The organism is Castellaniella sp. UC4447_H14, assembly GCF_052978285.1.
In genome coordinates this window covers 682036-707169 of sequence record NZ_CM129666.1, presented here as the reverse complement: position 1 = coordinate 707169, position 25134 = coordinate 682036, and the positions used below count along the sequence as shown (strand labels likewise).

The 25134-nt window shown below is 62.5% G+C and carries 23 protein-coding genes; 15 read left to right on the top strand and 8 right to left on the bottom strand.

Annotated elements, in window-relative coordinates; translation table 11 throughout:
- Positions 1-33 precede the first annotated feature (33 nt).
- Both ugpA and ugpB read right to left on the bottom strand, forming a co-directional pair.
- Entirely contained in the window at positions 34-915 is an 882-nt protein-coding gene (ugpA, locus tag ACVCMJ_RS03480) for a sn-glycerol-3-phosphate ABC transporter permease UgpA (protein ID WP_447080065.1), read from the bottom strand.
- Positions 916-998: 83 nt separating this feature from the next.
- The gene (gene ugpB / locus ACVCMJ_RS03475) at positions 999-2312 is read right to left on the bottom strand and encodes a sn-glycerol-3-phosphate ABC transporter substrate-binding protein UgpB (RefSeq protein ID WP_447082656.1); all 1314 of its coding nucleotides are present in this window, start codon (positions 2310-2312) and stop codon (positions 999-1001) included.
- Between the two features lie 205 nt (positions 2313-2517).
- On the opposite strand from ugpB, the gene proC reads away from it, so the two are divergent.
- The 6 genes from proC (at position 2518) to ACVCMJ_RS03445 (ending at position 8341) form a co-directional block, all read left to right on the top strand.
- Positions 2518-3351 (top strand): pyrroline-5-carboxylate reductase, encoded by an 834-nt coding sequence (gene proC / locus ACVCMJ_RS03470; RefSeq protein WP_447080064.1) that lies wholly within the window; start codon positions 2518-2520, stop codon positions 3349-3351.
- A 170-nt stretch (positions 3352-3521) separates the two neighbouring features.
- Complete coding sequence (locus ACVCMJ_RS03465) at positions 3522-4640, top strand: high-affinity branched-chain amino acid ABC transporter substrate-binding protein (RefSeq protein WP_447080063.1); 1119 nt, start codon at positions 3522-3524, stop codon at positions 4638-4640.
- Between the two features lie 83 nt (positions 4641-4723).
- Complete coding sequence (locus ACVCMJ_RS03460) at positions 4724-5653, top strand: ABC transporter permease subunit (protein WP_447080062.1); 930 nt, start codon at positions 4724-4726, stop codon at positions 5651-5653.
- Positions 5653-6876, top strand: coding sequence for a high-affinity branched-chain amino acid ABC transporter permease LivM (locus ACVCMJ_RS03455; RefSeq protein ID WP_447080061.1), 1224 nt, complete (start codon positions 5653-5655; stop codon positions 6874-6876). The genes ACVCMJ_RS03460 and ACVCMJ_RS03455 overlap by 1 nt, the downstream gene beginning before the upstream one ends.
- Complete coding sequence (gene livG / locus ACVCMJ_RS03450; RefSeq protein ID WP_447080060.1) at positions 6873-7637, top strand: high-affinity branched-chain amino acid ABC transporter ATP-binding protein LivG; 765 nt, start codon at positions 6873-6875, stop codon at positions 7635-7637. Before ACVCMJ_RS03455 ends, livG begins: the two co-directional genes overlap by 4 nt.
- A 2-nt stretch (positions 7638-7639) precedes the next feature.
- The gene (locus tag ACVCMJ_RS03445) at positions 7640-8341 is read left to right on the top strand and encodes an ABC transporter ATP-binding protein (protein WP_447080059.1); all 702 of its coding nucleotides are present in this window, start codon (positions 7640-7642) and stop codon (positions 8339-8341) included.
- Positions 8342-8488: 147 nt separating this feature from the next.
- On the opposite strand, the gene ACVCMJ_RS03440 is transcribed toward ACVCMJ_RS03445, so the two are convergent.
- Positions 8489-9100, bottom strand: a complete 612-nt coding sequence (locus ACVCMJ_RS03440; RefSeq protein WP_447080058.1) for a glutathione S-transferase family protein — start codon at positions 9098-9100, stop codon at positions 8489-8491.
- Between the two features lie 162 nt (positions 9101-9262).
- On the opposite strand from ACVCMJ_RS03440, the gene ACVCMJ_RS03435 reads away from it, so the two are divergent.
- From ACVCMJ_RS03435 to ACVCMJ_RS03410, 6 genes are read left to right on the top strand one after another with little or no spacing between them, the layout of a single operon-like run.
- Positions 9263-10237 carry a D-2-hydroxyacid dehydrogenase gene (locus ACVCMJ_RS03435; protein ID WP_447080057.1) on the top strand — a complete coding sequence of 325 codons (975 nt, stop codon included), beginning with the start codon at positions 9263-9265 and terminating at the stop codon, positions 10235-10237.
- A 28-nt stretch (positions 10238-10265) separates the two neighbouring features.
- Positions 10266-11339: a type I glyceraldehyde-3-phosphate dehydrogenase gene (locus ACVCMJ_RS03430; protein WP_447080056.1), complete on the top strand. Its 1074-nt coding sequence runs from the start codon at positions 10266-10268 to the stop codon at positions 11337-11339.
- 11 nt (positions 11340-11350) lie between these two features.
- Complete coding sequence (gene fumC / locus ACVCMJ_RS03425; RefSeq protein WP_447080055.1) at positions 11351-12754, top strand: class II fumarate hydratase; 1404 nt, start codon at positions 11351-11353, stop codon at positions 12752-12754.
- A gap of 3 nt (positions 12755-12757) precedes the next feature.
- Positions 12758-13129 carry a DUF488 domain-containing protein gene (locus ACVCMJ_RS03420; protein WP_447080054.1) on the top strand — a complete coding sequence of 124 codons (372 nt, stop codon included), beginning with the start codon at positions 12758-12760 and terminating at the stop codon, positions 13127-13129.
- 20 nt (positions 13130-13149) lie between these two features.
- Positions 13150-13479 carry an NfeD family protein gene (locus ACVCMJ_RS03415; RefSeq protein WP_447080053.1) on the top strand — a complete coding sequence of 110 codons (330 nt, stop codon included), beginning with the start codon at positions 13150-13152 and terminating at the stop codon, positions 13477-13479.
- Entirely contained in the window at positions 13479-14264 is a 786-nt protein-coding gene (locus ACVCMJ_RS03410; protein ID WP_447082655.1) for a slipin family protein, read from the top strand. Before ACVCMJ_RS03415 ends, ACVCMJ_RS03410 begins: the two co-directional genes overlap by 1 nt.
- Here ACVCMJ_RS03410 and ACVCMJ_RS03405 read toward each other — a convergent pair.
- Positions 14221-14721, bottom strand: a complete 501-nt coding sequence (locus tag ACVCMJ_RS03405; protein ID WP_447080052.1) for a redoxin domain-containing protein — start codon at positions 14719-14721, stop codon at positions 14221-14223. The two genes, ACVCMJ_RS03410 and ACVCMJ_RS03405, sit on opposite strands and share 44 nt — an antisense overlap.
- Positions 14722-14851: 130 nt before the next feature.
- Here ACVCMJ_RS03405 and ACVCMJ_RS03400 point away from each other — a divergent pair, with 130 nt between their 5' ends.
- Entirely contained in the window at positions 14852-16159 is a 1308-nt protein-coding gene (locus tag ACVCMJ_RS03400; RefSeq protein ID WP_447080051.1) for an arsenic transporter, read from the top strand.
- Between the two features lie 100 nt (positions 16160-16259).
- Positions 16260-16724, top strand: coding sequence for a carboxymuconolactone decarboxylase family protein (locus ACVCMJ_RS03395; protein WP_447080050.1), 465 nt, complete (start codon positions 16260-16262; stop codon positions 16722-16724).
- A gap of 76 nt (positions 16725-16800) precedes the next feature.
- On the opposite strand, the gene ACVCMJ_RS03390 is transcribed toward ACVCMJ_RS03395, so the two are convergent.
- The 3 genes from ACVCMJ_RS03390 to ACVCMJ_RS03380 all read right to left on the bottom strand — a co-directional run bounded on the left by ACVCMJ_RS03390 (position 16801) and on the right by ACVCMJ_RS03380 (position 20783).
- Positions 16801-17031, bottom strand: a complete 231-nt coding sequence (locus tag ACVCMJ_RS03390; RefSeq protein WP_447080049.1) for a glutaredoxin family protein — start codon at positions 17029-17031, stop codon at positions 16801-16803.
- A gap of 110 nt (positions 17032-17141) precedes the next feature.
- On the bottom strand, positions 17142-18257 hold the full coding sequence (locus tag ACVCMJ_RS03385) for a ribonucleotide-diphosphate reductase subunit beta (protein ID WP_447080048.1): 1116 nt from the start codon (positions 18255-18257) through the stop codon (positions 17142-17144).
- A 66-nt stretch (positions 18258-18323) separates the two neighbouring features.
- Complete coding sequence (locus tag ACVCMJ_RS03380) at positions 18324-20783, bottom strand: ribonucleoside-diphosphate reductase subunit alpha (RefSeq protein ID WP_447080047.1); 2460 nt, start codon at positions 20781-20783, stop codon at positions 18324-18326.
- Between the two features lie 392 nt (positions 20784-21175).
- On the opposite strand from ACVCMJ_RS03380, the gene ACVCMJ_RS03375 reads away from it, so the two are divergent.
- Positions 21176-24052 (top strand): adenosylcobalamin-dependent ribonucleoside-diphosphate reductase, encoded by a 2877-nt coding sequence (locus ACVCMJ_RS03375; protein ID WP_447080046.1) that lies wholly within the window; start codon positions 21176-21178, stop codon positions 24050-24052.
- 48 nt (positions 24053-24100) lie between these two features.
- On the opposite strand, the gene ACVCMJ_RS03370 is transcribed toward ACVCMJ_RS03375, so the two are convergent.
- Complete coding sequence (locus ACVCMJ_RS03370) at positions 24101-25102, bottom strand: sodium:calcium antiporter (RefSeq protein ID WP_447082654.1); 1002 nt, start codon at positions 25100-25102, stop codon at positions 24101-24103.
- Between the last annotated feature and the right edge of the window lie 32 nt (positions 25103-25134).

The following is a 25134-nucleotide window of genomic DNA, read 5'->3' as shown; positions in this document are numbered from 1 at the left end:
GATCGGGGCTCCGGCGAGACAGGGTGCGCAGCATCAGTAATTCACCTTGCGGTCCACGTAGCGGAACTGCAGCGCCGTCAGGACGATGACGATCAGCATGAGCACGACGGATTGAGCTGCCGAAGACCCCAGGTCAAGCCCCTTGAAGCCGGCGTTGTAGACCTTGTAGACCAGGATATCGGTGGCGTGGCCCGGGCCGCCCTGGGTCACTACGTCGATGACGGCGAAGGTATCGAAGAACGCGTAGATGAAATTGATGATGAGCAGGAAGAACGTCGTGGGCGACAGCAGCGGAAAGACGATGGTCCAGAAGCGTCGGCCCGGGCCCGCGCCGTCGATGGAGGCGGCCTCGATGAGCGAGCGCGGGATGGATTGAAGGCCAGCCAGGAAGAACAGGAAGTTATATGAAATTTGTTTCCAGACCGAGGCGAAGACAACCAGCGCCATCGCGTCAGTCCCGTTCAGCCGCGGATTCCACTGCAATCCGGCCTTCACCATGAAGACCGCCAGGATACCCACCGACGGCGAAAACAGGAACAACCACAGCACCCCCGCCACGGCAGCCGCCACCGCGTAAGGCCAGATGAGGAGTGTCTTGTAGAAGGCGGCCGCACGCATCACGCGATCGGCCATCACCGCCAGCAGCAACGAAATCGACAGGCCAAAGAACGCTACCAGGGCCGAGAACCAGGCCGTGGTGCGAAACGAATCGAGATATTCGGAATTGGAGAACAGATCAATGAAATTGGCCAGTCCGACGAACTGCGACGATAGCCCGAAAGGATCTTCCAGGCGAAAGGACTGCCACATGGCCTGGCCGGCCGGCCAGAAGAAGAAGATCAGCGTAATGGCGAGCTGTGGCGCAAGCAGCAGCCATGGCAGGGTCCGGTGATGAAAGACAACGCGTTTTTCCATGGGCGACAAAGGTTCTGCGAGATGGACTGCCGGCCGTCCCTCGAAGCCACCGGCAGTCCGGACCCGCGATCGGGGACGCGGCGTTAACGCACGCTCTTCTGGAATCTCCCCAGCAGTTCGTTGCCGCCGCTGACCATCTTCTTCAGTCCGTCCTCGGGGCTGACCTTGCCGGCGAAGATCTGTTCCATCGTGGCGTCCTCGATGTCGCGGATCTGCGGCAGGTAGCCCAGACGAATCCCGCGGGAGCTTTCGGTCGTCGTCGCGTCGAGCTGCTTGACGGCGATTTCCGTGCCCGGGTTTTTATCATAAAAACCGGACTCCTTCGTGAGCTGATAACCGGCCTTGGTCACCGGCACGTAGCCTGTGCCCTGATGCCAGGCGGCAGCCTGCTGGGGACTGGAAAGATATTTGAAGAACTTGATGACGCCCTTGTAGACGGTGTCCGATTTGCCTGCGAATACCCACAGAGATGCGCCGCCAATAATGGAATTTTGTGGAGCGCCTTTCACATCCGGATAATAGGGAAGGGTGGTGGTGCCGAATTTGAACTGCCCGGTCTTCAGGATCGTCGAACGCAGGCCGCTGGAACCCGTATACATGCCGCATTTTCCGGTGGTGAACAAGGCATTACCGGCATCGCCGCGCCCACCGTAGGTAAAGGTCCCCGCCTTGGCCATATCCGCCAGGAAGGTCATGTGCTTCTTGAAGAGGGGAGTGTCCAGTTGCAAACGCGCATCCAGACCGCCGAACCCGTTGTTTTCGGAGGCATAGGGCACATTGTGCCAGGCCGCGAAGTTCTCCAGTTGTACCCACGAAGGCCACGCCGTGGAGTAACCGCACTCCATACCGGCCGCCCGCAGCTTCTTGGCGGCGTCGGCCACTTCCGGCCAGGTCTTGGGCGGCTGATCAGGGTTCAGTCCCGCTTTCTGGAAGGCGTCCTTGTTGTAGTACATGACCGGGGTGGAGCTGTTGAACGGCATCGACACCAGCTTGCCCGAGCTGGACGAATAATATCCGGCCACGGCGCCCAGAAAGTCGGACGGTTTGATCGGATCGCCCACCGCCTCGGACAGGTCCTGGACCGGCTTGATGGCGCCCTTGGCGTACATCATGGTGGCTGTTCCGACCTCGAAGACCTGCAGGATGTCGGGCGCGTTTCCCGCCCGGAACGCCGCGATGCCCGCGTTCATGGACTCCCCATAGTTGCCTTTGTAGACGGCATGCACCACATAGTCGGACTGACTGGCGTTGAAGTCCTGGGCGATCTTGGTCACGCGCTCGCCCAGAGGGCCTTCCATGGAGTGCCAGAACGTGATGTCCGTGGCGGCCTGTGCGACGCCGGCGCCGGCGATCATGGCGGCCAGGACGGTCAGACGGGGAATCATGTGAGTCATCAGTCTTCTCCTGTGAGGATCGCCCGAGCGAAACGGGCGATTGCGGCGGGATTGTACGGAACCCGCACGACCGTTCCGTGAACCCTGAAACCCGACGTTTCGTTTGCCGAGGATACCCGCTTGGCGCCGTTCCGGATATCCGTTTCAATCCTTATTCACGCGGCGGTCACTGCCCACGGCACGCCGTCTGATCGTACAATGTTGCCCCATGAAAGAACGACTGACTCTTGCACTCATTGGCGGCGGAAACATGGCGAGCGCCCTGGCCAGCGGGCTGATCGGGCGGCGCTGTGCCGCAGCCGATGTCCATGTGATCGACCCGGGCGCGGAAAAACGCGCGCACTGGGAAGAACTCGGGACCACCGCCGCAGGCGCTCCCGACGCGCGGCTGTCGGACTGCCGCGTCTGGTTCTTCGCGGTGAAGCCCCAGGTCATGCCCGAGGTCGTCCGGCAATGCCGCCCCTGGCTGCGGCCGGACACGCTGATCATCAGCATCGCGGCCGGCATCCCTGGGGAGGCCATCGCCCGATGGCTGGGCGACGATGCCCGGCCCTACACGCGCGTCGTGCGGTGCATGCCCAATACGCCCGCCCTGATCGGCTGCGGGATCACCGGCATGACTGCACTGGCGGGAGTCGATGAAGCGGATCGCGCCCAGGCCGAGGAATTGCTGCGGGCGGTGGGCGATGTGCTCTGGGTCCCGGACGATGCGGCGATCGATGCGGTGACGGCCGTATCCGGAAGTGGCCCGGCCTACGTATTCCTGTTCATCGAGGCACTGATGGCCGCCGCCCAGGAGCAGGGCCTGTCGGCCGAACAGGCGCGCCAGCTCGCGTTGGGCACCTTTCATGGTGCCACGCAGCTTGCGACCCTGTCGCCGGACGCCCCCTCGGTATTGCGTGAACGCGTGACCTCGAAGGGCGGCACGACAGCCGCGGCGTTGTCCGTGTTTCGGGATAAGCACCTGAGCGACACCATAGGCAAGGCTGTCGCAGCCGCCGCGCGCCGCGCCAAGGAACTGGCCCGCGAATTTTCGACCTGATTCCCGCCATAGGGATTAACCGTAGTGACAGGGGTGGGGTGAGTCGTCAGAATACGGCCTGCCGCTCAGGGTGGAGGCGCACAACCTGCGCCCGGTGCCCTTGCCAACTGACCCCGACAGGGGGTCATCGTCACCATCAGCCAGCGGCGCCTCTACCGGAGACTTTTTGAATGAATCTGAAATTGCGTATCATCCCCGCCGCACTGGCGCTGGGGGCGTTGTCCTTGGCCACCGCCGCACAGGGGAACACCCTGAAGATCGGCATCCCCCAGCCAATGACCGGCCCCAACACTCAATACGGCGACCAGATCCAGGCCGGCGCACTGACGGCCATCGATGCGCTCAACGAGAAAGGCGGCATCAAGGGCATGAAGATCGAGCCCCTGTTGATCGATGACGGCTGCGAACCCAAGCAGTCGGTACCGGCCGCCAACCGCGTGGTGAATTCGGGCGCCCGGTTTGCCGTGGCGCATGCCTGCTCGGGCACGACGGTGCCAGCCGTGAACGTCTACGAACAGGAAGGCATCGTCGCGATCACCCCGGGTGCAACGTCGCCGCTGGTGACCGACACGATCAAGCCGCACTATTTCTTCCGCACCATAGGGCGCGACGACCAGCAGGGTCCGTTTGCCGCCGACTACATCGCCCAGCAACTCAAGCCGAAGAAGGTCGCAATCCTCCACGACAAGCAGACCTACGGTTCGGGGGTGGCCACACAGGTTCAGAAGTCCCTGCAGAAGGATGGGGTGAATGTCGCCCTGTTCGAAGGCATCAATGTCGGCGACAGCGATTACTCGGCGGTGATTTCGAAGCTGAAGGCGCTGGGACCCGACCTGATCTATTTCGGAGGCTATCATCCCGAGCTCGGCTTGCTGCTGCGCCAGGCGCGCGAGCAGGGTCTGAAGACGCAGTTCATGGGGCCGGAGGGCGTGGCCAACAAGGATCTGCTCGCCATTGCCGGTCCCGCCGTGGACCATCTGTTGGTCACGCTGCCGGCGGATTTCACCAAGCGCAAGGGCAATGAACATATCCTCGAGGACTTCAAGAAGTACAAGCGCAGTCCGGACGGCGCCTTTACCATCACGTCTTACGCCGCCGTTCAAGTGCTGGCCGACAGCATCAATGCGGTAGGTCCGGACGCTGACAAGGTCGCCGATTACATGCACTCGCATACGTTCAAGACGGCCATTGGCGACGTGGATTACGACGCGAAGGGAGACCTGAAGCACTTCGAGTTTGCCGTGTTCCGCTGGGATGCCAACGGCAACATGACCCAGATCCAGCCCTGACCGGCTGGCCGGCCCCGATGCCCGTCGGGGCTCCGCCTGCCCGGGTGGCCGCACCCGGGCCCTCTTCAGAAACATCTTCGATTATGTCCGACCTGCTTCCTCTACTGACGCAACAGTTGTTCAACGGCTTGTCGCTCGGTGCGATCTATGCCTTGATCGCCATCGGCTACACCATGGTCTACGGCATCATCGGCCTCATCAATTTCGCGCACGGCGAAATCTACATGATCGGTGCCTATACCGGCTTGGTGACGCTGTCGGCCATCGGGCTTGGCAGCGGCCTGCCGTTGCCGATGATGGTGCTGGCCATGCTGGTCGTGGCCGCAGCCGTGACGGCGGTCTATGGCTACGCGGTCGAGAAGATCGCCTATGCCCCGCTGCGCAGCAGCCCGCGGTTGGTGCCGCTGATCTCCGCCATCGGAATGTCGATTTTCCTGCAGAACTGGGTCGCGACGGGGCAGGGGGCCCGCGACATGGCCGTCCCCGCGCTGATCACCGGTTCCATCGATTTCACGCTAGGCACCAGCAATTTCACGGTCACCGCGCCTTATTCGCGCATCATGATCATTATCGTCACGGTCGTGGCCATGGTCGGACTGTGGATGTTCATCAAGTATTCCCGCACGGGGCAGGCATCCCGCGCCTGCGCGCAGGACATCCACATGGCCAACCTGCTCGGGATCAATACTGACAGGATCATCTCCTTCACCTTCATGATCGGCGCCATGCTCGCGGCCGTAGGCGGCGTGCTGATCGCGCTGGCGATCGGCAAGCTCAATCCCTTCATCGGGTTCATGGCGGGCATCAAGGCCTTCACGGCGGCCGTACTGGGCGGTATCGGGAGCATCCCGGGCGCGATGCTGGGCGGGATTCTCCTGGGGCTCGCCGAAACCTTCGCTGCCGCCTTCATTTCGTCGCAGTACAAGGACATTGTCGCCTTCCTGCTGCTTGTCTTCATCCTGCTGTTCCGGCCCACAGGGCTGCTGGGCAAACCCGAAGTGGAAAAAGTCTGATGGCAACCAATATCAAGAATGCGGTGATCGCAGCCCTGATGGCTGGCGTCATCATTGCCCCCGTCTACGGCCTGCAGATTCTGCGCCGAGGCCAGGAAACCTATCTGCAGCCCGACTGGAAGATGATCCTGGGTGGCATGCTGGTGGTGTTCGTCGGGCACCTGCTGCGGCCGCTGCTGCATCGCCGCAAACCGTCGACACAGCGTTTCAAGATTCCGCCCATGACGGATAAAGTGCGCCAGAAAGTCATCCTGGTGCTGATCCTGTTCGCCGTCGCCTGGCCGTTCTTCACGGGCCGCGCGCAGGTGGATATCGCGACGCTGGTGCTCATCTACATCATGCTGGGCCTGGGCCTGAACGTCGTGGTCGGGTACGCGGGCCTGCTGGACCTGGGATTCGTGGGCTTTTACGCCACCGGAGCCTACACCTATGCGCTGCTGTATCACTGGGCCGGGTGGGGATTCTGGGAGGCACTGCCATTTTCGGGCATGATGTCGGCTCTTTTCGGGTTCCTGCTGGGCTTTCCCGTGCTGCGGCTGCGGGGCGACTATCTCGCCATCGTGACGCTGGGCTTCGGTGAAATCATCCGCCTCATGCTGATCAACCTGTACGGCCTCACCGGCGGGCCGGACGGCATCTCGGGGATCCCCAAGCCTTCATTCTTCGGCTACCAGATGGCGCGGCGCTCAACCAACGGCCTGCCGACCTTCCATGAGCTCATGGGCTGGAGTTTCAACAGCGACGACGTGGTGATCTACCTTTACCTCACGGCGTTCGTGCTGGTCCTGCTGACGCTGTTCTTCACCAGCCGACTCATCCGCATGCCGATCGGGCGGGCCTGGGAGGCCCTGCGCGAAGACGAGATTGCCTGCCGTTCGCTGGGCCTGAATCCCACGACAATCAAGCTCTCGGCCTTCACCATGGGAGCCATGTTCGCCGGCTTCGGCGGAGCCTTTTTCGCGGCCCGCCAGGGCTTGGTGAATCCAGAGTCCTTCACCTTCATCGAGTCGGCGCTGATCCTGTCCATCGTCGTTCTGGGAGGCATGGGCTCGCAGGTCGGGGTGATCCTGGCGGCGACCCTGCTGACTGTCGTACCGGAACTGGCGCGTGAATTTGCCCAGTACCGCATGCTGATCTTCGGTCTGGTCATGGTCGTCATGATGGTGTGGCGCCCGCAAGGTCTGCTGCCGATGAAACGTCCGCAAGTGGAATTGGAATCATGAGTGATGTGTTGCTGACGGTCAGCGGACTGACCATGCGCTTCGGCGGCCTGCTGGCCGTCGACCAGGTGGAATTCGAAGTGGGACGCGACGAGGTCTTTGCCATCATCGGCCCCAACGGCGCCGGCAAGACCACGGTCTTCAACTGTGTCGGCGGCTTCTACAAGCCCTCCACAGGGACAATCCGCCTGGAAGGGACGGACATCACGGGTCAGCCCAGCCATAAAGTCGCGCGGCATGGCCTGGTGCGGACATTCCAGAACGTCCGGCTGTTCAAGAACCTGACGGTGCTCGAAAACCTGCTGGTTGCCCAGCACACTCAGATGAAGACCGGGCTGATCAGCGGCGTGCTGCGGCTGCCGTCCTTCCGCCGTTCGGAATCCGAGGCCAAGAAGCGCGCCGCCCAGTGGCTGGACTTCATGGGGATCCGCCAATATGCCAATCGCGAAGCAGGCAATCTGGCGTACGGCCACCAGCGCAGGCTGGAAATCGCACGCTGCATGATCACCAAGCCGCGGCTCCTCATGCTGGACGAACCGGCCGCCGGCCTGAATCCGCAGGAGAAGCGTGATCTCCAGGCCCTCATTGACCAGTTGCGGCGCGAATTCGGCGTGGCCGTCCTGCTGATCGAACATGACATGAGCCTTGTGATGGGAGTGTCCGACCGCATCCTGGTCATGGAACACGGCAAGCCCATCACCACCGGGCTGCCCGAGGCGATTCGCACGGATCCACGCGTCATCAAAGCTTATCTGGGGGAATGACCGTGCTCAAACTGGAAAACATCAGCACGTTCTATGGTGCGATTCAGGCGTTGAACAACGTCTCGGTGGAAGTCAACGAAGGCGAAATCGTCACCCTGATCGGCGCCAACGGTGCCGGCAAAACGACGCTGCTCATGACGACCTGCGGCAACCCCAGGGCGCGCTCGGGCAAGATCAGCTTTCTCGGCCAGGACATCACAGGCGCTCCGACACACGACATCATGCAGCGCGGGATCGCCATCTCCCCCGAAGGGCGCCGCGTCTTTTCGGATCTGACCGTCACGGAAAACCTCAACATGGGGGCGTTTTTCCTGGACCGGGCGCAGACCGAAGAAAGCATGGCGCACGTGTTCGAGCTGTTTCCGCGACTGAAGGAACGCGCGGCCCAACGCGCCGGCACCATGTCGGGCGGCGAGCAGCAGATGCTGGCCATCGGTCGGGCACTCATGACGCGCCCCAAGCTCCTGCTGCTGGATGAGCCTACACTGGGCCTCGCGCCGCTCATCATCGCCCAGATTTTCGACATCATCCGCACTATTCGGGATGAGGGCGTCACCGTATTTTTGGTCGAACAGAATGCGAACAAGGCCCTTCAGGTGGCCGACCGGGGCTACGTGCTGGAAACGGGCAAGGTCGTGCTGCATGACAGTGGCGCCAACCTGCTGAAAAACGACGACGTCCGCAAAGCGTATCTTGGGGGGTGATCCAGGACATGCAAGGGTCCCTGCGGACCCTTGCGTGCCTGGATCACCGGCGTCGCCTGCAGGCGACGCCGTGGGCAAGGTGTTCCGACCCAAGACGGACCCGTGCCTGGATCACCGGCGTCGCCTGCAGGCGACGCCGTGGGCCACTCAGGCCAGCCCTTGCGCCTTCAAGGCGGCCTGGACGCCTTTGTCCGCGGCCATCTTTTTCTGGAAACGACGCAGGTCATCCATCCCGGAGAGGTCCAGCTTCTTCGCATCTGCCCATGTCAGCAGCACGAACAGGTAGGGGTCGGCGACCGACCGCTGGCCCGTGAGCCAGTCACGCCCCTTCAGGTCGTCGTTGACGATCTTGAAAAAGGTCTTCAGCTTCGCGAGCGCATTGTCGGTCAGGACCTTCGCAAGGGATTCATCTCCGCCGGCGAAGTACGAGGCGGCGAACACCAGCCCGAACGTGCGGTGAATGTCGGAGTTGCACATCGACAGCCAGCGGCGCGTCTCCGCGCGGCCTCGGACGTCCGATCCCATGAGCTTGGCTTCGGGATGCAGTTCGGCCAGATATTCCAGAATGGCGGCGCTCTGGGTCAGGACAAAGTCACCGTCGACCAGCGTCGGAACGGCACCGGTGGGGTTGAGCGCCAGATAGGGCGGTTCCTTCGTCTGCTCCCATGTCAGGCGCTCTGTTTCGTAGGGTTTGCCAATCCATTCGAGCACAATATGGGTTGCCAGCGGGCAGGCACCCGGACAGTAATACAGTTTCATGTTGTTCCTTGAATGAGGACTGAAGGTCTTTGTCCGTTATAACACCGGAGCGGCCCTGGCCGATGCCGGCAATTCGGCAGAGTGCCGCCTTTCCTCGCTGAATCCGGACCCCCGATGCATGCGGTAGACTATGAGCCGACAAATCAGTGGAGAAGCCTGCATATGGATACGCGGCGCGTCGTCTTTCTCGATCGTGAAGCTTTGCCCGACTGGCTGGATTTCGACGGGCTTTCGGTGCCGCACGAATTCGTATTCCATCCGCACACTGCACGTGAAGAGGTCGCCGAGCGCATCCGTGATGCCGATATCGTCATCGTGAACAAAGTGAAGATGGACGCTCCGGCCCTGCAGCAAGCCCGCCACCTCGGCATGATCGCACTGGCCGCCACGGGTTCCGACAACATCGACCTCGAGACCTGCAACCGACTGGGAATCATCGTCTCCAATGTGCGGGACTATGCCAGCCACGCGGTTCCCGAACACGTATTTGCGCTCATACTGGCATTGCAGCGCAGCCTGCTGGCGTATCGCCAGTCCGTCCGGGACGGCCGCTGGCAGCAAAGCGGACAGTTCTGCTACTTCGATTTTCCGGTGCGCGACCTGGCGGGTTCCACGCTCGGTATCGTGGGACGAGGGGCGCTCGGAGAAGCCGTCGCCCAGATCGCCCGGGCCTTCGGCATGAAGGTCCAGTTCGCGGCGCGGCGCGATGCCGGCGCCCCGGCCGAGGATTACACCGACTTCGGGCACTTTTTGCGCAGCAGCGACGTCATCAGCCTGCACTGCCCGCTCAATGAGCAGACACGCGGCATGATCGGTGCTCCCGAGTTCGCGCTGATGGAGCGCCAACCCTTGCTCATCAACACGGCACGCGGTGGACTGGTGGATGAGTTGGCGCTGGAACAGGCGCTGCGCTCGGGCCAGATCTGCGGTGCGGGCTTCGATGTGGCATCCCAGGAGCCGCCCGGCCGGGACCATCCGTTGATGCGCCTGCTGGCCTACCCGAACTTCATCCTGACGCCGCATGTCGCCTGGTCCAGCCGGGACGCCGCCCAGGCCATGGCCCGTCAGGTCATCCATAATATCGAGGCTTACTGCCGCGACGAGCCGCGCAACGTGGTGGCCGGTTTCCGCAGCTGAGCTTTCCTGAATATCTGGATCATCATTCATGTCCCGCTGCCTGCGCGTTGCCATCAATGGCTATGGCCGTATCGGCCGCTGCGTCCTGCGCGCATTGATGGAATCCCCCCATAGGGAGTCCATCAAGATCGTGGCCATCAACGAGCCAGCCGACCTGGAATCCATGGTTTACCTGACCCAGTACGATTCCACGCACGGGGTATTTCCGGGCCGGGTTGAGGCGGGGGAGGGCGGCCTGTCCATCGAGGGCTGCGACATTCCAGTCTTCCATGCCAGCGAGCCCGCCAGAGGCCCGTGGGCGGCACTGGACTTTGACCTGCTGCTGGAATGCTCCGGCGCATTTTCGACTCGGGCAAGCCTGCAGCCGTTCATCGATGCGGGATGTCCCCGCGTTCTGGTATCACACCCGGGGCGAGGCGCCTCCGAGGTGGATTTCACCGTCGTCTATGGCGTCAATGACGCGGGTCTGAAGGCGGACCAGCACATCGTCTCGGCCGCGTCCTGCACCACCAATGCGATCGTGCCGATTCTGGACGTGCTGGACCGGAACCTGGGGGTGTCCAGCGCGTTCTTGACCACGTTGCATTCTGTCATGAATGATCAGCCCATGATCGATGGCTACCATCATGCCGACTTGAGGCGCACGCGCTCCGCGATGCAGTCCATCGTGCCGGTGGCGACAGGACTCGCGCAAGGCGTGGAGCGCCTGTTGCCGGGCTTGGCGGGAAGGATCCAGGCAAAGGCCGTCCGCGTCCCCATCCTGAACGTGTCGGCCATCGATGTATCGGTCAACCTGAGTCGGTCGACCGACCCTCAAGCTCTGAAAGCGCTGTTTCTGGCGGCTGCCCGCGCCCAGCCGTCGCTGCTGGCCTGCACGGATCAGCCCCACGCTTCGGTGGACTTCAACCACAACACGCACTCAGCCATCGTGGATCTTGAGCAGATCAGGGTCAACAATCAGAACTTTGCCAGTCTGCTGGTCTGGTTCGACAACGAATGGGGGTTCGCCAACCGCATGCTGGACGTGGCGCGCGCATGGTACGACCAATTCAGCGATAATCCACCCGCGCGGGTTGCGGGAACCCCCGAATTTCATTCTTAGGAGCATGACTCATGGCCGACAGCCGCACTGAAACCGATTCCATGGGCGCCATCGAGGTGCCCGTGTCTCATTACTGGGGGGCTCAGACGCAGCGTTCGATCCAGAACTTCCCGATTGGCGTGGACCGCTTTCGCTGGACCGCACCCATCATCCGCGCGCTGGGAGTCCTGAAGAAGGCCGCCGCTCAGGCCAATTCCGAACTCGGCGAACTGCCGGCCGATATTGCACAGCTCGTCGTGCGAGCCGCTGACGAAGTCATCGAGGGCAAGCACAACAGCGAATTCCCGCTGGTGGTGTTCCAGACAGGCTCGGGCACCCAGTCCAACATGAACGCCAACGAAGTGATCTCCAATCGGGCGATCGAACTGGCTGGCGGAGCCATGGGAACGAAAAAGCCGGTACACCCCAACGATCACGTCAACCGCGGGCAATCATCGAACGACACCTTTCCGACCGCCATGCACATTGCGGTGGCCACGGAACTTTCGCGTCGGCTCTTCCCGGCAGTGGGGCGCCTGCGCGAAACGCTGGACGCCAAGGCCCGCGCCTACCAGGGGATCGTGAAGACCGGTCGCACGCACCTCCAGGATGCAACACCCATCACGGTTGGACAGGAAATCAGCGGCTGGGTGGCACAGCTCGATTTCGCGCTGGACGCCGTGCAAGCGGCGCTGCCCGGAATCTACAGCCTCGCCATCGGTGGCACGGCCGTGGGCACGGGGCTGAACGCCCATCCGCGATTCGGCGAACTGGCAGCGGCGCGCATCGCCGACATCACGGGCCTGCCGTTTCGCAGCGCCGAGAACAAGTTCTTCGCGCTCTCGGCTCACGATGCATTGGTGAACCTTTCGGCCGCGTTGCGCACGCTGGCGGCGGCACTCATGAAGATCGCCAACGACGTCCGCTGGTTGGCGAGCGGGCCGCGCTGCGGCATCGGCGAGCTGACCATCCCCGAAAACGAGCCGGGTTCTTCCATCATGCCGGGCAAGGTCAATCCCACGCAATGCGAGGCGATGACCATGGTGTGCGTCCAGGTGTACGGCAACGACACCGCGGTGGCGTTTGCAGGGTCCCAGGGCAATTTCCAGTTGAACGTCTACAAGCCCGTCATGGTGCACAATGTGCTCGAGAGCATCGGGCTGCTGGCCGACGCGTGCCTGTCCTTCGACGAGCATTGCGCTGCCGGAATTGAACCCAACCTGCCGCGCATCCAGGAGAACCTCGAGAAGAACCTGATGCTGGTGACTGCGCTGAATCGCCACATTGGCTACGACAAGGCGGCGGCCATCGCCAAGAAGGCGCACCACGAACACACCACGCTGCGCGCGGCCGCGCTGGCGCTGGGATTCCTGACTGATGCGCAGTACGATGAATGGATCATCCCCCTGGACATGACGCATCCCAGCAAAGGCTGAACCATGACTGTCTCTGTGCACATCAAGCGCGCCTATGAGGCATCCGCCGATAGCGACGGGTTTCGTGTGCTCGTGGACCGGCTCTGGCCGCGTGGCCTGTCCAAGGCCACGCTTAAGTACGACAGATGGTGCAAGGACCTGGCGCCCAGCTCGGAGCTGCGCAAATGGTTCGGGCACCAGACCGACCGGTGGGAAGATTTCCGGCGAGACTACGTGACCGAGCTGAAAAGCGAGCAGGCACAGGCCCTGATGGGTGAAATCCTGGACGAGGCGCAGGGCAGGCCCATCACACTGGTGTATGGGGCCCGCGATCCGGAGCACAACCAGGCGGTCGTGCTCGCGGAGCTCCTGGCAGCCCGCGCCAGACACCACTGATCCTGAACGGGCGGACAGCCATGCTGCTGGTCTACTTCAGCTCCCAATCGACCTGGGCGTTGATCATGCTGGGCCTGATCATCCTGCTGGCGGTCGTGCTGGCGATTCAAGCGCATCGCCACCGTGCCCGCGCCGGCAACGAAGAGCTTCCGGGCATGACGGGTGAAGTCACGCAAGCATCCGACTCGCGGGGCCGGGCCTGGGCACAAGTCCGGGGCGAGGCCTGGCAGGTACGTGCCGATCAGCCGCTGGCAATGGGCCAATCCGTACGGGTCCGATCGGTGCACGGCCTGATCCTCGAAGTCGCCCCCCTTCCGGAACCTGAAGGTTCCACTGGAGAACCACCATGATGTTTCTCGATCTGGGCTCGGGCGTGAGCCTTCTGGTACTCATCTTCCTGCTCGTCGTGCTCTTCCGACTGTTTCATGTCCTGCGGGAATACGAGCGTGCCGTGCTCTTCACCTTGGGCCGGTTTTCGGGCTCCAAGGGGCCGGGCCTCATCGTGGTCATCCCGTTCCTGCAGCATGTGGTGCGGGTGGACATGCGGGTCGTGACGCTGGACATCCCCCCACAGGCGGTGATCTCCCGCGACAACGTGTCGGTGCAGGTCAACGCGGTCGTATATTTCCGCGTCGTGGACCCCGGCAAGGCCATCATCCAGGTAGAGCACTTCCTGGAGGCCACCAGCCAGCTTGCGCAGACCACGTTGCGAGCGGTGTTGGGCAAGCACGAACTGGACGAGATGCTGTCCGAACGCGAGAAGCTCAATCTGGATATCCAGACCATCCTGGATGCGCAGACTGACGGCTGGGGGATCAAGGTCACCAACGTCGAAATCAAGGACATTGGTCTCAATGACACCATGGTTCGGGCCATGGCGCGCCAGGCGGAAGCCGAGCGCGACCGGCGGGCGAAGGTCATTCATGCCGAGGGCGAGCGGCAAGCCGCACAGGCGCTGGCCGATGCGGCGCGCACGCTGGCGCAGGAACCCACATCCATGCAGCTTCGGTACCTGGAAACCCTGACTCAGGTGGCCGGCGACAAGTCGTCCACGCTGGTATTGCCCGTCCCCATTGATCTGTTGACCAACCTCATGGGACAGTTGCCGAAAAGCCCGCGTCCGCCTCAGCCATGAGCTGACCGATGACTGCGCCCGTGCGCAGATCGTCGAGCTGGCCGAAATGCTGCAAGCGGATGCGACCTTGCGCGTCCAGGATGAGCAGCGTCGGCGTACCCTCCAGATGCCAGGCCTGCATGGTGACGGGCAACGGGTTGCCGCGCGGGTCAGGTCGGTCGATGCCGACAGGAAACCGGATACGGTACTCGTACAGGAACGCCTTCAGCGCCGTCTCGTTCATGGATTCGTGGTGTTCGAACACCGTATGCAGTCCGACGACTTGGACCCGGCTCGGCGGAAAGGCCTGCTGGATGGCCTTCGCTTGTGGAATGCCGTGCGAGACGCATCCCGGGCAAAGCATCTGGAAAGCGTGCATGACCACGACACGGCCGCGCAAGTCGTCCAGCGAAAGCGGGTTGTCGGTATTGAGCCAGGCCTGCACGTCCCACGCGGGCGGCTGGTGACCATTGATCATGATGCAAGACTCCAGAATCTGATCGCCTCATGATAGGCCTATTTGACGCCAGTGCCCGACGCCAGCGATCAGTATAATCGGCCATCCCGCTTCCCCCACTGTGAAAAGCGCCTTCTGCGGGGCCGGGGGCATGGACCGAGACATGACGCTGCTGGCGCTGAGCATTTTCATCTTCACGCTCGCACTCGTGATCTGGCGCCCGGCAGGTCTGGGCATTGGCTGGAGCGCCACCCTGGGGGCGACGCTGGCACTCGCCACCGGCGTCGTTCATCTCTCCGACATTCCCATCGTCTGGGACATCGTCTGGAACGCCACCGCAAGCTTCGTGGCCGTGGTCCTCATCAGTCTGCTGCTGGATGCCGCGGGCTTCTTCCAGTGGATCGCGCTATGGGTCGCCCATTGGGGCGCGGGCGACGGGCGGCGATTGTTCGGCCTGATCGTATTGCTTGGGGCCGCCGTCTCGGCACTTTTCAATAACGACGGCGCGGCCCTCATTCTCACGCCCATCGTGGTGGCCATGCTGGCGGCTCTCCGATTTTCGGCGCCAGCCATGCTCGCGTTCGTAATGGCTGCCGGCTTCGTGTCCGATGCGGCAAGCCTGCCGCTCGCGGTCTCCAATCTGGTCAATATCGTGACCGCCGACTTCTTCTCCATCGGCTTTGCACGCTTCGCCGCCGTCATGGTGCCTGTCGACCTGGTCGTCGTCTTCACGGCCCTGATGCTGCTGTCGTGGCTTTTTCGGCATGAGGTGCCCGCCCGCTACGAGAGGCAACGGCTCCAGGCGCCCGCCACGGCGATCCGCGACCGGCCGACTTTTCGCGCCGGCTGGTTTGTCATGGGTTGGTTGCTGGTGGGATTCTTCGGTCTGGAACCGCTGGGAATCCCGGTGAGCCTGACGGCGGCCGCAGGAGCTGCCGTCCTCACGACTGTGGCCGCCGCCGGCGGTAGGCTGCCGATTCGCAGGATCCTGCGCGGAGCGCCCTGGCACATCATCGTCTTCGCGCTGGCGATGTACCTGGTCGTCTATGGACTGCGCAACGCCGGACTGACGCAGTTCCTGACCGGCGCACTGAACTGGCTGGCGGGGCAGGGAATCTGGACCGCAACACTGGGTACGGGCCTGATCAGCGCCGTACTGTCGTCACTGATGAACAACTTGCCCACGGTGCTGGTTGGAGCGCTGGCCATCGACGCGTCCGCCGCCACGGGAGCCGTCCGGGAGGCCATGGTCTACGCCCACATCGTCGGATGCGATCTCGGCCCCAAGTTGACTCCCATCGGCAGCCTGGCGACGCTGCTATGGCTGCATGTCCTGGACCGTCGGGGCGTGCATATAGGTTGGGGCCGATATTGCCGCGTCGGACTGGTGTTGACAGTTCCTGTGCTGCTGGCCGGCCTGTCGGCGCTGGCCTGGCGCCTCGCGGGCCCCATGGCGTGACGCGCCGAAATGCCATCATTGTGTCCCGCCGGCCGCCACGTCGCCGCGGGCCGGGACTTATACTCGACCTGTTATTGATCCAAAGATGAAAAGGAGTTGCATGATGACGATTGCCCAGCGGCTTGACATCCGGAAGGTGGATCCTGAAGCCTACAAACCCATGATGGCGCTCGAAAAGTACGTCCACTCGGGTTCTCTCGGAGAGGCCCTGATCGGTTTGATGAAATTCAGGGCCTCCCAGATCAATGGCTGCGCCTACTGTCTGGACATGCATGGGCAGGAGGCCCGCGCTGCCGGAGTGGATCAGCGCAAGCTCGATGTCGTCTCGGGATGGCACGAAGCGCCGGCGCTGTATTCGGCCCGCGAGCAGGCCGCCCTGGCGCTGACCGAGGAAGTCACCCGCATTGGTGAACAGGGTGTGACCGATGCGACCTGGCAACGGGTGCAATCCGCCTTCAGTGAACAGGAAACGGTTCAGCTTTTGATGGGAATCTGCGCCATCAACGCATGGAATCGCTTGGCGATCACGGTCCATCTGGAGCTGCCGCCCGCGGCGAAGGCCTGACCTCGACGCGTCACAGACAACAACGGGCCGGCCCCCGTTCCAGCGAGACCGGCCCGTTTCCGGTCAGACGTTCGGGTCAGGAGTAGGACACCAGGCTCTTGATCTTGTCCTGGTCGTAGCCCGACCAGATGCCATGGTCGGTTTCCACCACCGGGGCGCTGCGGTATCCGAGCGCGGTCAGACGCTGCAGTTGCTCCTGGTGCTGCGTGATGTCGACGCTCTCGTATTCGATGCCGAGAATGTCCATGTCGCGTTTGGTCAGTTCGCATTGGGGGCAGTTAGGCTTCGAATAGACGGTCACTGGCATAAAGGTGTCCTTGAGGTTGGTTGCTGCAAAAGAGTGGAGCGTACGAACCTGGCCGATGGCCTGGAGCCGCACCGAAGGCCGGCTGGGAAAGATCCCGGCCGGGCATTGCGTCAGAAGTCCACCGCGAAGATCTCGTTCTCGTCGTCGCGCTTCATCACGCCGACCTTGTACTGGGCGGTGTCTTCTTCCTGGTTGGAGGCCTGGACCTTGCTCATGTTGAGCCAGTTCTCCATGTATTTCAGCGGGTTTTCCTCGATGATGGGGAACGCGACCGCATCTTCCAGGCCGAAGAACTTGGCCACGTCGGTGGAACTGAAGTGGACCCAGTCCTTCATCATGTCGGACGTCACGCCGGTCAGTTCGCGCCCTTCTGAAAAGGCGTAGTCGGTCCACTCGATTTCGCTGGCGTTGACCTCGTTCAGGATCTGGACGATCTTTTCCCGGTTCTGCTCGAACGCCACGCGCCCGCGCTCCGTCTTGAACATGGCGCGCAGCACTTCCTTGCCATATTGCACGTGGACCTCGAATTCGTCCTGCGCGATCTTCTGGATCGCTTTGCCAATGGGCTGGAAGAGGCCCGTCCCATCGCAAATACCGAAGGTCACCGCAAACGATGCCAGGAACTGGACGCGCTCCATGCACAGCATGGCGACGATGAACAAATAAATTGCGTTGTACGTGTCCTGGTCGTTGGCACGCTGGCCGCGCGCATAGTCGAGGCTGACTTTGGATGCCCGATGGAAAACTTCGCTGACCACCCGCAAGCGGCTGATGGCTTCCTTGACCGAGAGAATCTCGGACAAGATGTCGTCCGGATTGTCAAAGCTGTTGCGCACAATCTCGGAATAGGTCGCCGCGTGAACGATTTCGTTCTTGGTGATCTCCACCCAACCCGACCAGGCTTCGGAGCTGGTGCAGACCGGCGCCATCACGGCAGCCAGCGAACGGGAGGCCACGCTGTCTGCCTCCCACTGCCAGGCCAGCGTCTTCACCATCATGTCGTAGGTGTGCCGGTCGCAGATCTTGAACTGCACATTGCAACTGGAGTAATCGAATTCGTTCTCGTCCCAGTCCTGGTTCTTCAGCGTTTTATACAGTTTCCAGATCTCGGGGTAGAACTTATTGATGGTATCGAACAGGCCAAGATCCTGGCCCAGAATGATTTCGGGGAAGGCGTAATCGGTCTTTTCAGTGTTGAAGATCTTGGAGGGAAGTGGGGCGCTCATTGTGCGGTGGTACCAGTGCAATCGGGAAGGAAAGCCACGGCGGACGACCGCCGCGACCCGTGGAAATCACATCGTGCAGGCTTCGCACTCGACCTTGTCGACGCCGCCGTTGATGCTGCCGGCGTTTTCGAGCGACTTGTCTGAAGCGACGTTCGAGTTGTAGTAGTAGCGCGTCTTCATGCCGTACTTCACCATGGTGAAGTAATGGGTGAGCAGCTCGCTGCTGGAAACCTTGTCGTCGTCCTTGATGCGGCGCCAGAGGTCGGCCGAAATCCCCTGATCGGTGAATTTCTGGAACACGGCATAGGCCTTGATCATGTCGACCTCCGAGACGTCCCAGGCCGATTGATAGTGGAAGCTCGGATCGTCCCCGCCGGGTGCGGCCCAGCGGATGGTGACGGAGCCGTCGGTCTTGTTCAGGGTGACGTCGCGAACCGGATAAATGGAGTTGGGCTTGCCCAGCGCCTTGGATGAAGATTCACCGGGCATGTAGGCGATCAGGCACGAGTGTCCGATGCCGCCGTTTTGCACGATCTCGGCACGCAGGGCCTCCCAATCGTACTGGTAGTGGAAGTCGCCCAGCTCGTCCACGTTTCGGTTGTAGGTGTCGATGGGCAGCCAGCCGTCCGGCCACCGGGTCTTGTGCATCCAGCGAGCGACGCCTCGTTCCTTCGCGATCCGAAGCGATGCCCGGATGGCATGGTACATGTGGCGCTCGGCGATGCGATGCAGCTCCTCGCGGCCTTCCTTGGTGTCGTAGCGCAGTCCTTTCCGGGCCATGTGGGTGGCCACCCCCATGAGGCCCACCCCCGCGTTCATCCGCGCCTTGGCCGTCACGGCCACGTGCGGCAGCACATAATGGGAATTCTCGATGCAGTAATCGATCATCTTCAGCGTCAGGTACATCGCCTCCTGGTAGGCCTCGTCGTCATGCTCGCCAATGGCGTCGTACGCAATGGCTCCCAGCGAGCAGAGCGCGATTTCCGGTTCCCCATGGACCTCGACGACCTTTCGAACCCGGCCGCCGCCCGCGTCGGCCACGACCACGTCGCCTGCCTTGAGTTCACCGGCAAAGACGGTCCGCGGCACCATCGAATCCACCACGGCCACAGTGAGCGGCTCATTGAAGCTGAAGGTCTTGAGGCTGCCATCTTCGTCGTACTGGACGGTGATGAAGCCCACTTCCTGGTCCGAATACAGATCACGCATGTCCTCGTAGGGACGGTTCGGCTCGCTGATTTCCAGGCACAGATTGCTGGAGTGGATGGGCTCCTTGAAGGGGGTGTGGCGATTCATCTCGTCGACGTTGGCGAGATACGCCACGCCGGTCTCCAGCGCCTCGTTCAACGACGTGAGGATCAGGTCGCGCGGCTTGAAGTATTCCTTCTTGAAGGCAGGATCCGCTTCGAGCCGCAGGTATTCCCGCTTGAATGCATCGGTATCCGGGCTGAAGAACAGCCGCGTGAGTTCCGGGGCGGTCCATACGTTGAAGGAGAACGCCGATTCATTGCGAGCTACTTTTTCGGCAAAGAACTTGTTCGTGACCAGCGCATAGTGGAGGTCGCGGTTCTTCCGGTCTTCGGTGCTGCGCGGATTGCGCAGGTAAGCGATGACCTCGGCCTCCGGATCGAAGCCGGAGTAGTAGGTCGTGCAGGCTCCGCCGCGGCCCGCCTGCATGTTGGCGTGAACCGCCTTGCCCAGCGAGGCCAGATAGGGCAGCTTTCCCTGGTGCTGAATGAGACCACCGCGCACCGGATTGCCCTTGCTGCGGGTGATGAGGTGGCTGCCGATGCCGGCGGAGGCGGCCGTCATGCGATAGGCGATGTGGTCGCCCACCGCCAGCGACGCCTCATTGTCGTCGACGACATAGACGCAGCACGACGCGAAGCCGCGCAGTGTGGTGCCGAGGTTCACATAATTGGGCGTAGGCGCCGACATGCGCTTGGCGGAAAACTCGGTATAGAACCGCCGCACCAGGTCGATGCGCTTGTCCCTGGGTTCGGTTTCAGCCAGCGCCATGGCCATGCGCATGTAGACGAATTGCTGGGTTTCGTATTCCTGGCCGGTCGCTCGATTCTGCAGGCTGTACTTCTTGCGGATGTAATGCAGCGAAAAGTGCGGCGTGTCGTAGTCGAGCTCATGATTGATGAAGGACTCGACCCGCGCATAGTCTTCATCGTCGTAGTCCATGCGAACCATCACGTGGTCGGCGACCATGCGATCGTGCAGCGCGCGAACGGACGGAATGGATTCCCCGTGGATGATCTTGTGCAGGTGGGAGGCATACAGCCGACCGGCCATCAGATAGTAGGACCACGTGCCCTTGTCCAGGCAGTTCTGAATCAGTTTTTCCTGCAAATCGGAGGTGGCCACCGTGTCCGGCATCGTGCTGACAGCCTGGATGACGATGCTGCTCCAATCGACCTTGTGGCCCAGGGTGGCCGCGGCCCACCGGCCCCATCCGTTCAGCTTGCTGGGGATATAGGGTTCGATCCTGCCGTCCCGCTTGACGATATTCTTAATCATGATCCATCCTCTGGTTGTCGAATTCGCATGACCCGAATCGCGCCGTCCGTCGTTAGGCGGGGCAGTCAGGTGCAGGGGCAATCAGACACTGATTACATTGCATCAACTACATGTAGTGTCCGGAGCCGATTGTAGACACAATGGATGGTACCGTAAAGCGATTTGCGCGTTCAAGGGCGGGGTGGCGTGAACGTCTGTCATCGTGCCGTTTCCAGCGGCGAAATCGGCCGTCTGGGGGATAGCGCGATTATCACGGCACGACAGGTCCCGACACAAACTGAAGCGACCGGATCAGTGCCGCCCTGTGAGCGGGTGACATACAATGGATAGTAGAAATTCGATCAGCGACCACTACTGGTTGTGTGTGTCGCCTCTCTTGCTGAGGAGCTTTCATGAAGCGAGCAGACGCCATCGCGGGCCTGGAGCCGCAATCCATTTCCACCGAAGTCCTGTTGGAAAAGTACGCCAAGGGCACCGAAACCACCATTGACGAGATACAGCGGCGGGTGGCCCACGCTCTGGCCGCCGTCGAACCCGCCCGCAAACGGGCCCACTTCGAGACACTCTTTCGGGACGCCCAACGGCGTGGCTTCATTCCTGCGGGACGCATCAATTCGGCGGCGGGCACGGACCTCGAGGCCACACTGATCAATTGCTTCGTGCAACCCGTGGGCGACTCCGTGTCCAGCGTGGTGGACGGCCGGCCGGGCATCTACGATGCGCTCCAGAAGGCTGCGGAGACCATGCGCCGTGGGGGAGGGGTGGGCTACAACTTCAGCCACATCAGGCCGGCCGGCGCCAAGGTAAAGGGCACGGCTTCCAAGGCATCGGGACCCGTCTCCTACATGCGCGTTTTCGACCGTTCCTGCGAAACCGTCGAATCGGCCGGCGCACGGCGCGGCGCCCAGATGGCGGTCCTGTCGGTCACGCACCCCGACATCGAGGCGTTCGTCCAGGCCAAGCAGACGGCCGGCGAACTGACCAACTTCAACGTGTCCGTGAGCGTGACCGACGCGTTCATGCAGGCCGTGGAGGAGGACGCGGCATTCCCGCTGACGCACCCGGCTGAGCCCTCTGAGGAGCTCAAGGCCGCAGGCGCGCGGCAGCGCGAGGACGGGCTGTGGGTATATCGGGAAATCCGCGCGCGGACGCTCTGGGATGAGATCATGCGCTCGACCTACGACTATGCGGAGCCGGGCGTGCTGTTCCACGACCAGATCAACCGTGAGAACAACCTGCACTACATGGAAACGCTGGAGGCTACCAATCCCTGCGGCGAGCAGCCGCTGCCGGCTTATGGGTGCTGCTGCCTCGGGTCCATCGACCTGACACGCTTCGTGCAGCACCCCTTCGGCCTGCAGGACACCCCCGAAGTTGACTGGCAAGGGCTGGCCGAGGTCACGGCCATCGCCGTCCGCATGCTCGACAACGTACTGGAGGCCACGGTGTGGCCATTGCCTGAACAGGCGGCGGAAGCCGCCCTGAAGCGACGCGTCGGACTGGGCGTCACCGGACTGGGCGATGCCCTCATCATGCTGGGCATGGCCTACGACAGTGACGAGGCGCGTTCCTTGGCCTCGCGGTTTGCCCGCGAAGTGGCCCACGCCGCCTATCGCGCGTCAGTGGACCTCGCCCGCGAACGCGGGGCATTCCCGGGGTTCAAGGCAGAACAATACCTGAAGAGCGGATTCGCCCAGCGCCTGCCGGAAGACATCCGCGCGGCGATCGCCGAGCACGGCATTCGCAACAGCCACCTGACGTCCATCGCGCCCACTGGCACCATCTCGCTTGCCTTCGCCGACAACGCCTCCAATGGCATCGAACCGCCGTTCTCCTGGACCTATACACGCACCAAACGCATGGCCGACGGCACCCGCCAGGACTATCCTGTGGAGGACCACGCGTACCGTCTCTACCGGTTGATGGGCGGCGACGTGTCCGGCGCATTGCCGCCGTACTTCCGCACGGCGCTGGAAATCTCCGCACGGGACCACGCACTGATGGTAGCGGCCGTCAAGGACCATGTCGACGCCGCCATTTCCAAGACCGTGAACGTCGCCGTCAGCTATCCGTACGAGGACTTCAAGGACCTGTACATGCAGGCCTGGAGACTCGGACTGAAAGGCATCACGACCTATCGGCCCAGCGGCAAGCGGGGAGCTGTGCTGTCGGCCGCCCCGGCGCAGGACGACAGGCTTTCGCAGCCCGAGGCCATATCGCTGTCCGAAGCGGACCGCCGTCTCGTGCTCGAGCGCACCATCGAGCCCGTGCTCAATAGCCTGCGCTGGCCCAATCGACCGCGCCTGCCGCGCGGTGCATCATGCTGGGCGTCGGATGCCATCGAGACGCCGGAGGGCAGCTTCGTGGTCTTCGTGTCCGATCTGCAGAACCGGCCCTTCGAGATCTGGGTCAATGGGGCACGGCCGCCACGTGGTCTGGGATCAGTGGCCAAGATGCTCAGCCTCGATATGTACACCGACGATTTCCCATGGCTCAATCGTAATCTGCAGGTGCTGGCGGCCACCAACGGCGGGGCGGAGTTCCAGATCACTGATCCGGAGACGGGCGATCCCCTCTGGATGCCGTCGACCGTTGCCGCCATGGCACGCCTGGTGGCGTTTCGCCACCGCACCCTGGGCATCGCCGCATCGGCTGACTCCCGTTCGGCCATGATGGAGGCGCTGATTGCCCCGCGAGAACCCAAGACAGGCACGGACGGGACGATGGGCTGGATCTGCGATGTCCTCAATCCGGTGACCGGGGACGATTTTGTACTCATGGTCAAGGAACTGAGAATGCCCGACGGTTCCACGCGTCCGTACTCTGTGTGGGGGGCCGGGAAGTTCCCGCGGGCCTTCGAAGGTCTGTTCAAGCTGCTCAGCCTGGACATGCGCATCGTGGATCCCGCCTGGATTGCCATGAAACTGCGCAAGCTCATGAACTACGCCGAGCCTCAGGGCGACTTTCTGGCCCGAATCCCCGGCAGCGACAAGTCCCGGGCGTTCCCGTCCACCGAGGCCTACATCGCCAGGCTGCTCATCCACCGCTACGCCATGCTGGGCATTCTGGACGAACAGGGCGATCCGATCGAACAAATGGGTGTGGTGCAGGCGGAAACCGCGCAGCCGGCCGTGCCTGAATCGGGCGGAAGGAACGCGGCGCTGGCCATGGAAGGTGCCGAATGCCCGGAATGCCACCTGCACCGCATCATCAGGAAGGACGGCTGCCAGTTCTGCACAAACTGCGGCTACCAGGGCTCCTGCGGCTGAAGCGCCATTTGCCGGTGACGAGCGGCGCGACGATGGGGCGGTACCCCATCACACCGCCGTCAACCCCACGAACAGCGCGAAGACGCCGTAGAGGCCACCCACGGACGCCAGGACTCTGGCATCCGCGGCACCGCGGTGGAACAGGAGCAGCAGGAATGCAATCGCGGCCATGGTGACGAGTCCGGACACAATCAAAGGTCCGTCGAAATGCCATGGCGTGAAGAAGATGCCGAGCGCGCTCGGGATGGTGGCCTGGATCATCATGGCCCCGGAAATGTTCGCCAGCGCCAGCCGTTCCTTGCCCTGACGCACCCAGATGAGCGCGTTCATGGTCTCCGGCAGTTCCGTTGCCACGGGGCTCAGAATCAGGGCGACCAACTGAGGCGACCAGTGGAATGCCCGACCCAACGCCCCCAGCTGCGCGACGAACGTGTGCGACGCAATGGCGATGACGATCACCGCCAGTACCGTCTGCAGGGCGGCCCAGCCCAGGGAAGGTTCCGCTACCGACGGCCGGATCTTCAGCGGCTCCAAGGCGTCCTCGCCGGGCGCCGTGTCGGCGCTTCGAATTTCGCGCAAGACGTAGATCCCGTACGCGGCCAAAAACAGCACGCCTAGCCACGGTTTGAAGGTGAAGACGACGAGGCCGAGCCCCACCTTGAGCGCGAAAACGAGCAGGAAATCCACTTGGTCCCTGCGTAGACGCCTGTAATTGACCTCTACCCGATACGAGGTCCGCTTCAGGCGCCCGTGGTTGGCCATCAACGCCAGTCCGACCACGGCGTAGGCGAGGGTGGAGAGCACCAGAGGGCCGCCCATGGCAGCACCGACCCCCAGGTTCTTCTGGGCGGGATCGTCGCCAAAAGCGACCGCGAAAAGAGTCACCGCGCTTTCAGGGAGCGCTGTGCCAAACGCGGCCAGCACGGAACCGACCGCAGTGGCGCCCAGATTCAGGCGCCGCCCGAACCACTCGATGCCATTGACGAAATATTCGCTGGCAACGTAGATCGCGCCCGCCGAGAGGAAAAAAAGGCTGAAAGTGAGCAGCATGCAGACAAGGGGCCGGGCAAGCGAGATCTCAT

What these genes read in the sequence shown, in the direction of transcription:
- ugpA (WP_447080065.1), bottom strand. Translation starts at nt 915, where the DNA reads ATGGAAAAACGCGTTGTCTTTCATCACCGGACCCTGCCATGGCTGCTG.
- proC (WP_447080064.1), top strand. Translation starts at nt 2,518, where the DNA reads ATGAAAGAACGACTGACTCTTGCACTCATTGGCGGCGGAAACATGGCG.
- ACVCMJ_RS03465 (WP_447080063.1), top strand. Translation starts at nt 3,522, where the DNA reads ATGAATCTGAAATTGCGTATCATCCCCGCCGCACTGGCGCTGGGGGCG.
- ACVCMJ_RS03460 (WP_447080062.1), top strand. Translation starts at nt 4,724, where the DNA reads ATGTCCGACCTGCTTCCTCTACTGACGCAACAGTTGTTCAACGGCTTG.
- ACVCMJ_RS03455 (WP_447080061.1), top strand. Translation starts at nt 5,653, where the DNA reads ATGGCAACCAATATCAAGAATGCGGTGATCGCAGCCCTGATGGCTGGC.
- livG (WP_447080060.1), top strand. Translation starts at nt 6,873, where the DNA reads ATGAGTGATGTGTTGCTGACGGTCAGCGGACTGACCATGCGCTTCGGC.
- ACVCMJ_RS03440 (WP_447080058.1), bottom strand. Translation starts at nt 9,100, where the DNA reads ATGAAACTGTATTACTGTCCGGGTGCCTGCCCGCTGGCAACCCATATT.
- ACVCMJ_RS03435 (WP_447080057.1), top strand. Translation starts at nt 9,263, where the DNA reads ATGGATACGCGGCGCGTCGTCTTTCTCGATCGTGAAGCTTTGCCCGAC.
- ACVCMJ_RS03430 (WP_447080056.1), top strand. Translation starts at nt 10,266, where the DNA reads ATGTCCCGCTGCCTGCGCGTTGCCATCAATGGCTATGGCCGTATCGGC.
- fumC (WP_447080055.1), top strand. Translation starts at nt 11,351, where the DNA reads ATGGCCGACAGCCGCACTGAAACCGATTCCATGGGCGCCATCGAGGTG.
- ACVCMJ_RS03420 (WP_447080054.1), top strand. Translation starts at nt 12,758, where the DNA reads ATGACTGTCTCTGTGCACATCAAGCGCGCCTATGAGGCATCCGCCGAT.
- ACVCMJ_RS03415 (WP_447080053.1), top strand. Translation starts at nt 13,150, where the DNA reads ATGCTGCTGGTCTACTTCAGCTCCCAATCGACCTGGGCGTTGATCATG.
- ACVCMJ_RS03410 (WP_447082655.1), top strand. Translation starts at nt 13,479, where the DNA reads ATGTTTCTCGATCTGGGCTCGGGCGTGAGCCTTCTGGTACTCATCTTC.
- ACVCMJ_RS03405 (WP_447080052.1), bottom strand. Translation starts at nt 14,721, where the DNA reads ATGATCAATGGTCACCAGCCGCCCGCGTGGGACGTGCAGGCCTGGCTC.
- ACVCMJ_RS03400 (WP_447080051.1), top strand. Translation starts at nt 14,852, where the DNA reads ATGGACCGAGACATGACGCTGCTGGCGCTGAGCATTTTCATCTTCACG.
- ACVCMJ_RS03395 (WP_447080050.1), top strand. Translation starts at nt 16,260, where the DNA reads ATGATGACGATTGCCCAGCGGCTTGACATCCGGAAGGTGGATCCTGAA.
- ACVCMJ_RS03390 (WP_447080049.1), bottom strand. Translation starts at nt 17,031, where the DNA reads ATGCCAGTGACCGTCTATTCGAAGCCTAACTGCCCCCAATGCGAACTG.
- ACVCMJ_RS03385 (WP_447080048.1), bottom strand. Translation starts at nt 18,257, where the DNA reads ATGAGCGCCCCACTTCCCTCCAAGATCTTCAACACTGAAAAGACCGAT.
- ACVCMJ_RS03380 (WP_447080047.1), bottom strand. Translation starts at nt 20,783, where the DNA reads ATGATTAAGAATATCGTCAAGCGGGACGGCAGGATCGAACCCTATATC.
- ACVCMJ_RS03375 (WP_447080046.1), top strand. Translation starts at nt 21,176, where the DNA reads ATGAAGCGAGCAGACGCCATCGCGGGCCTGGAGCCGCAATCCATTTCC.
- ACVCMJ_RS03370 (WP_447082654.1), bottom strand. Translation starts at nt 25,102, where the DNA reads ATGCTGCTCACTTTCAGCCTTTTTTTCCTCTCGGCGGGCGCGATCTAC.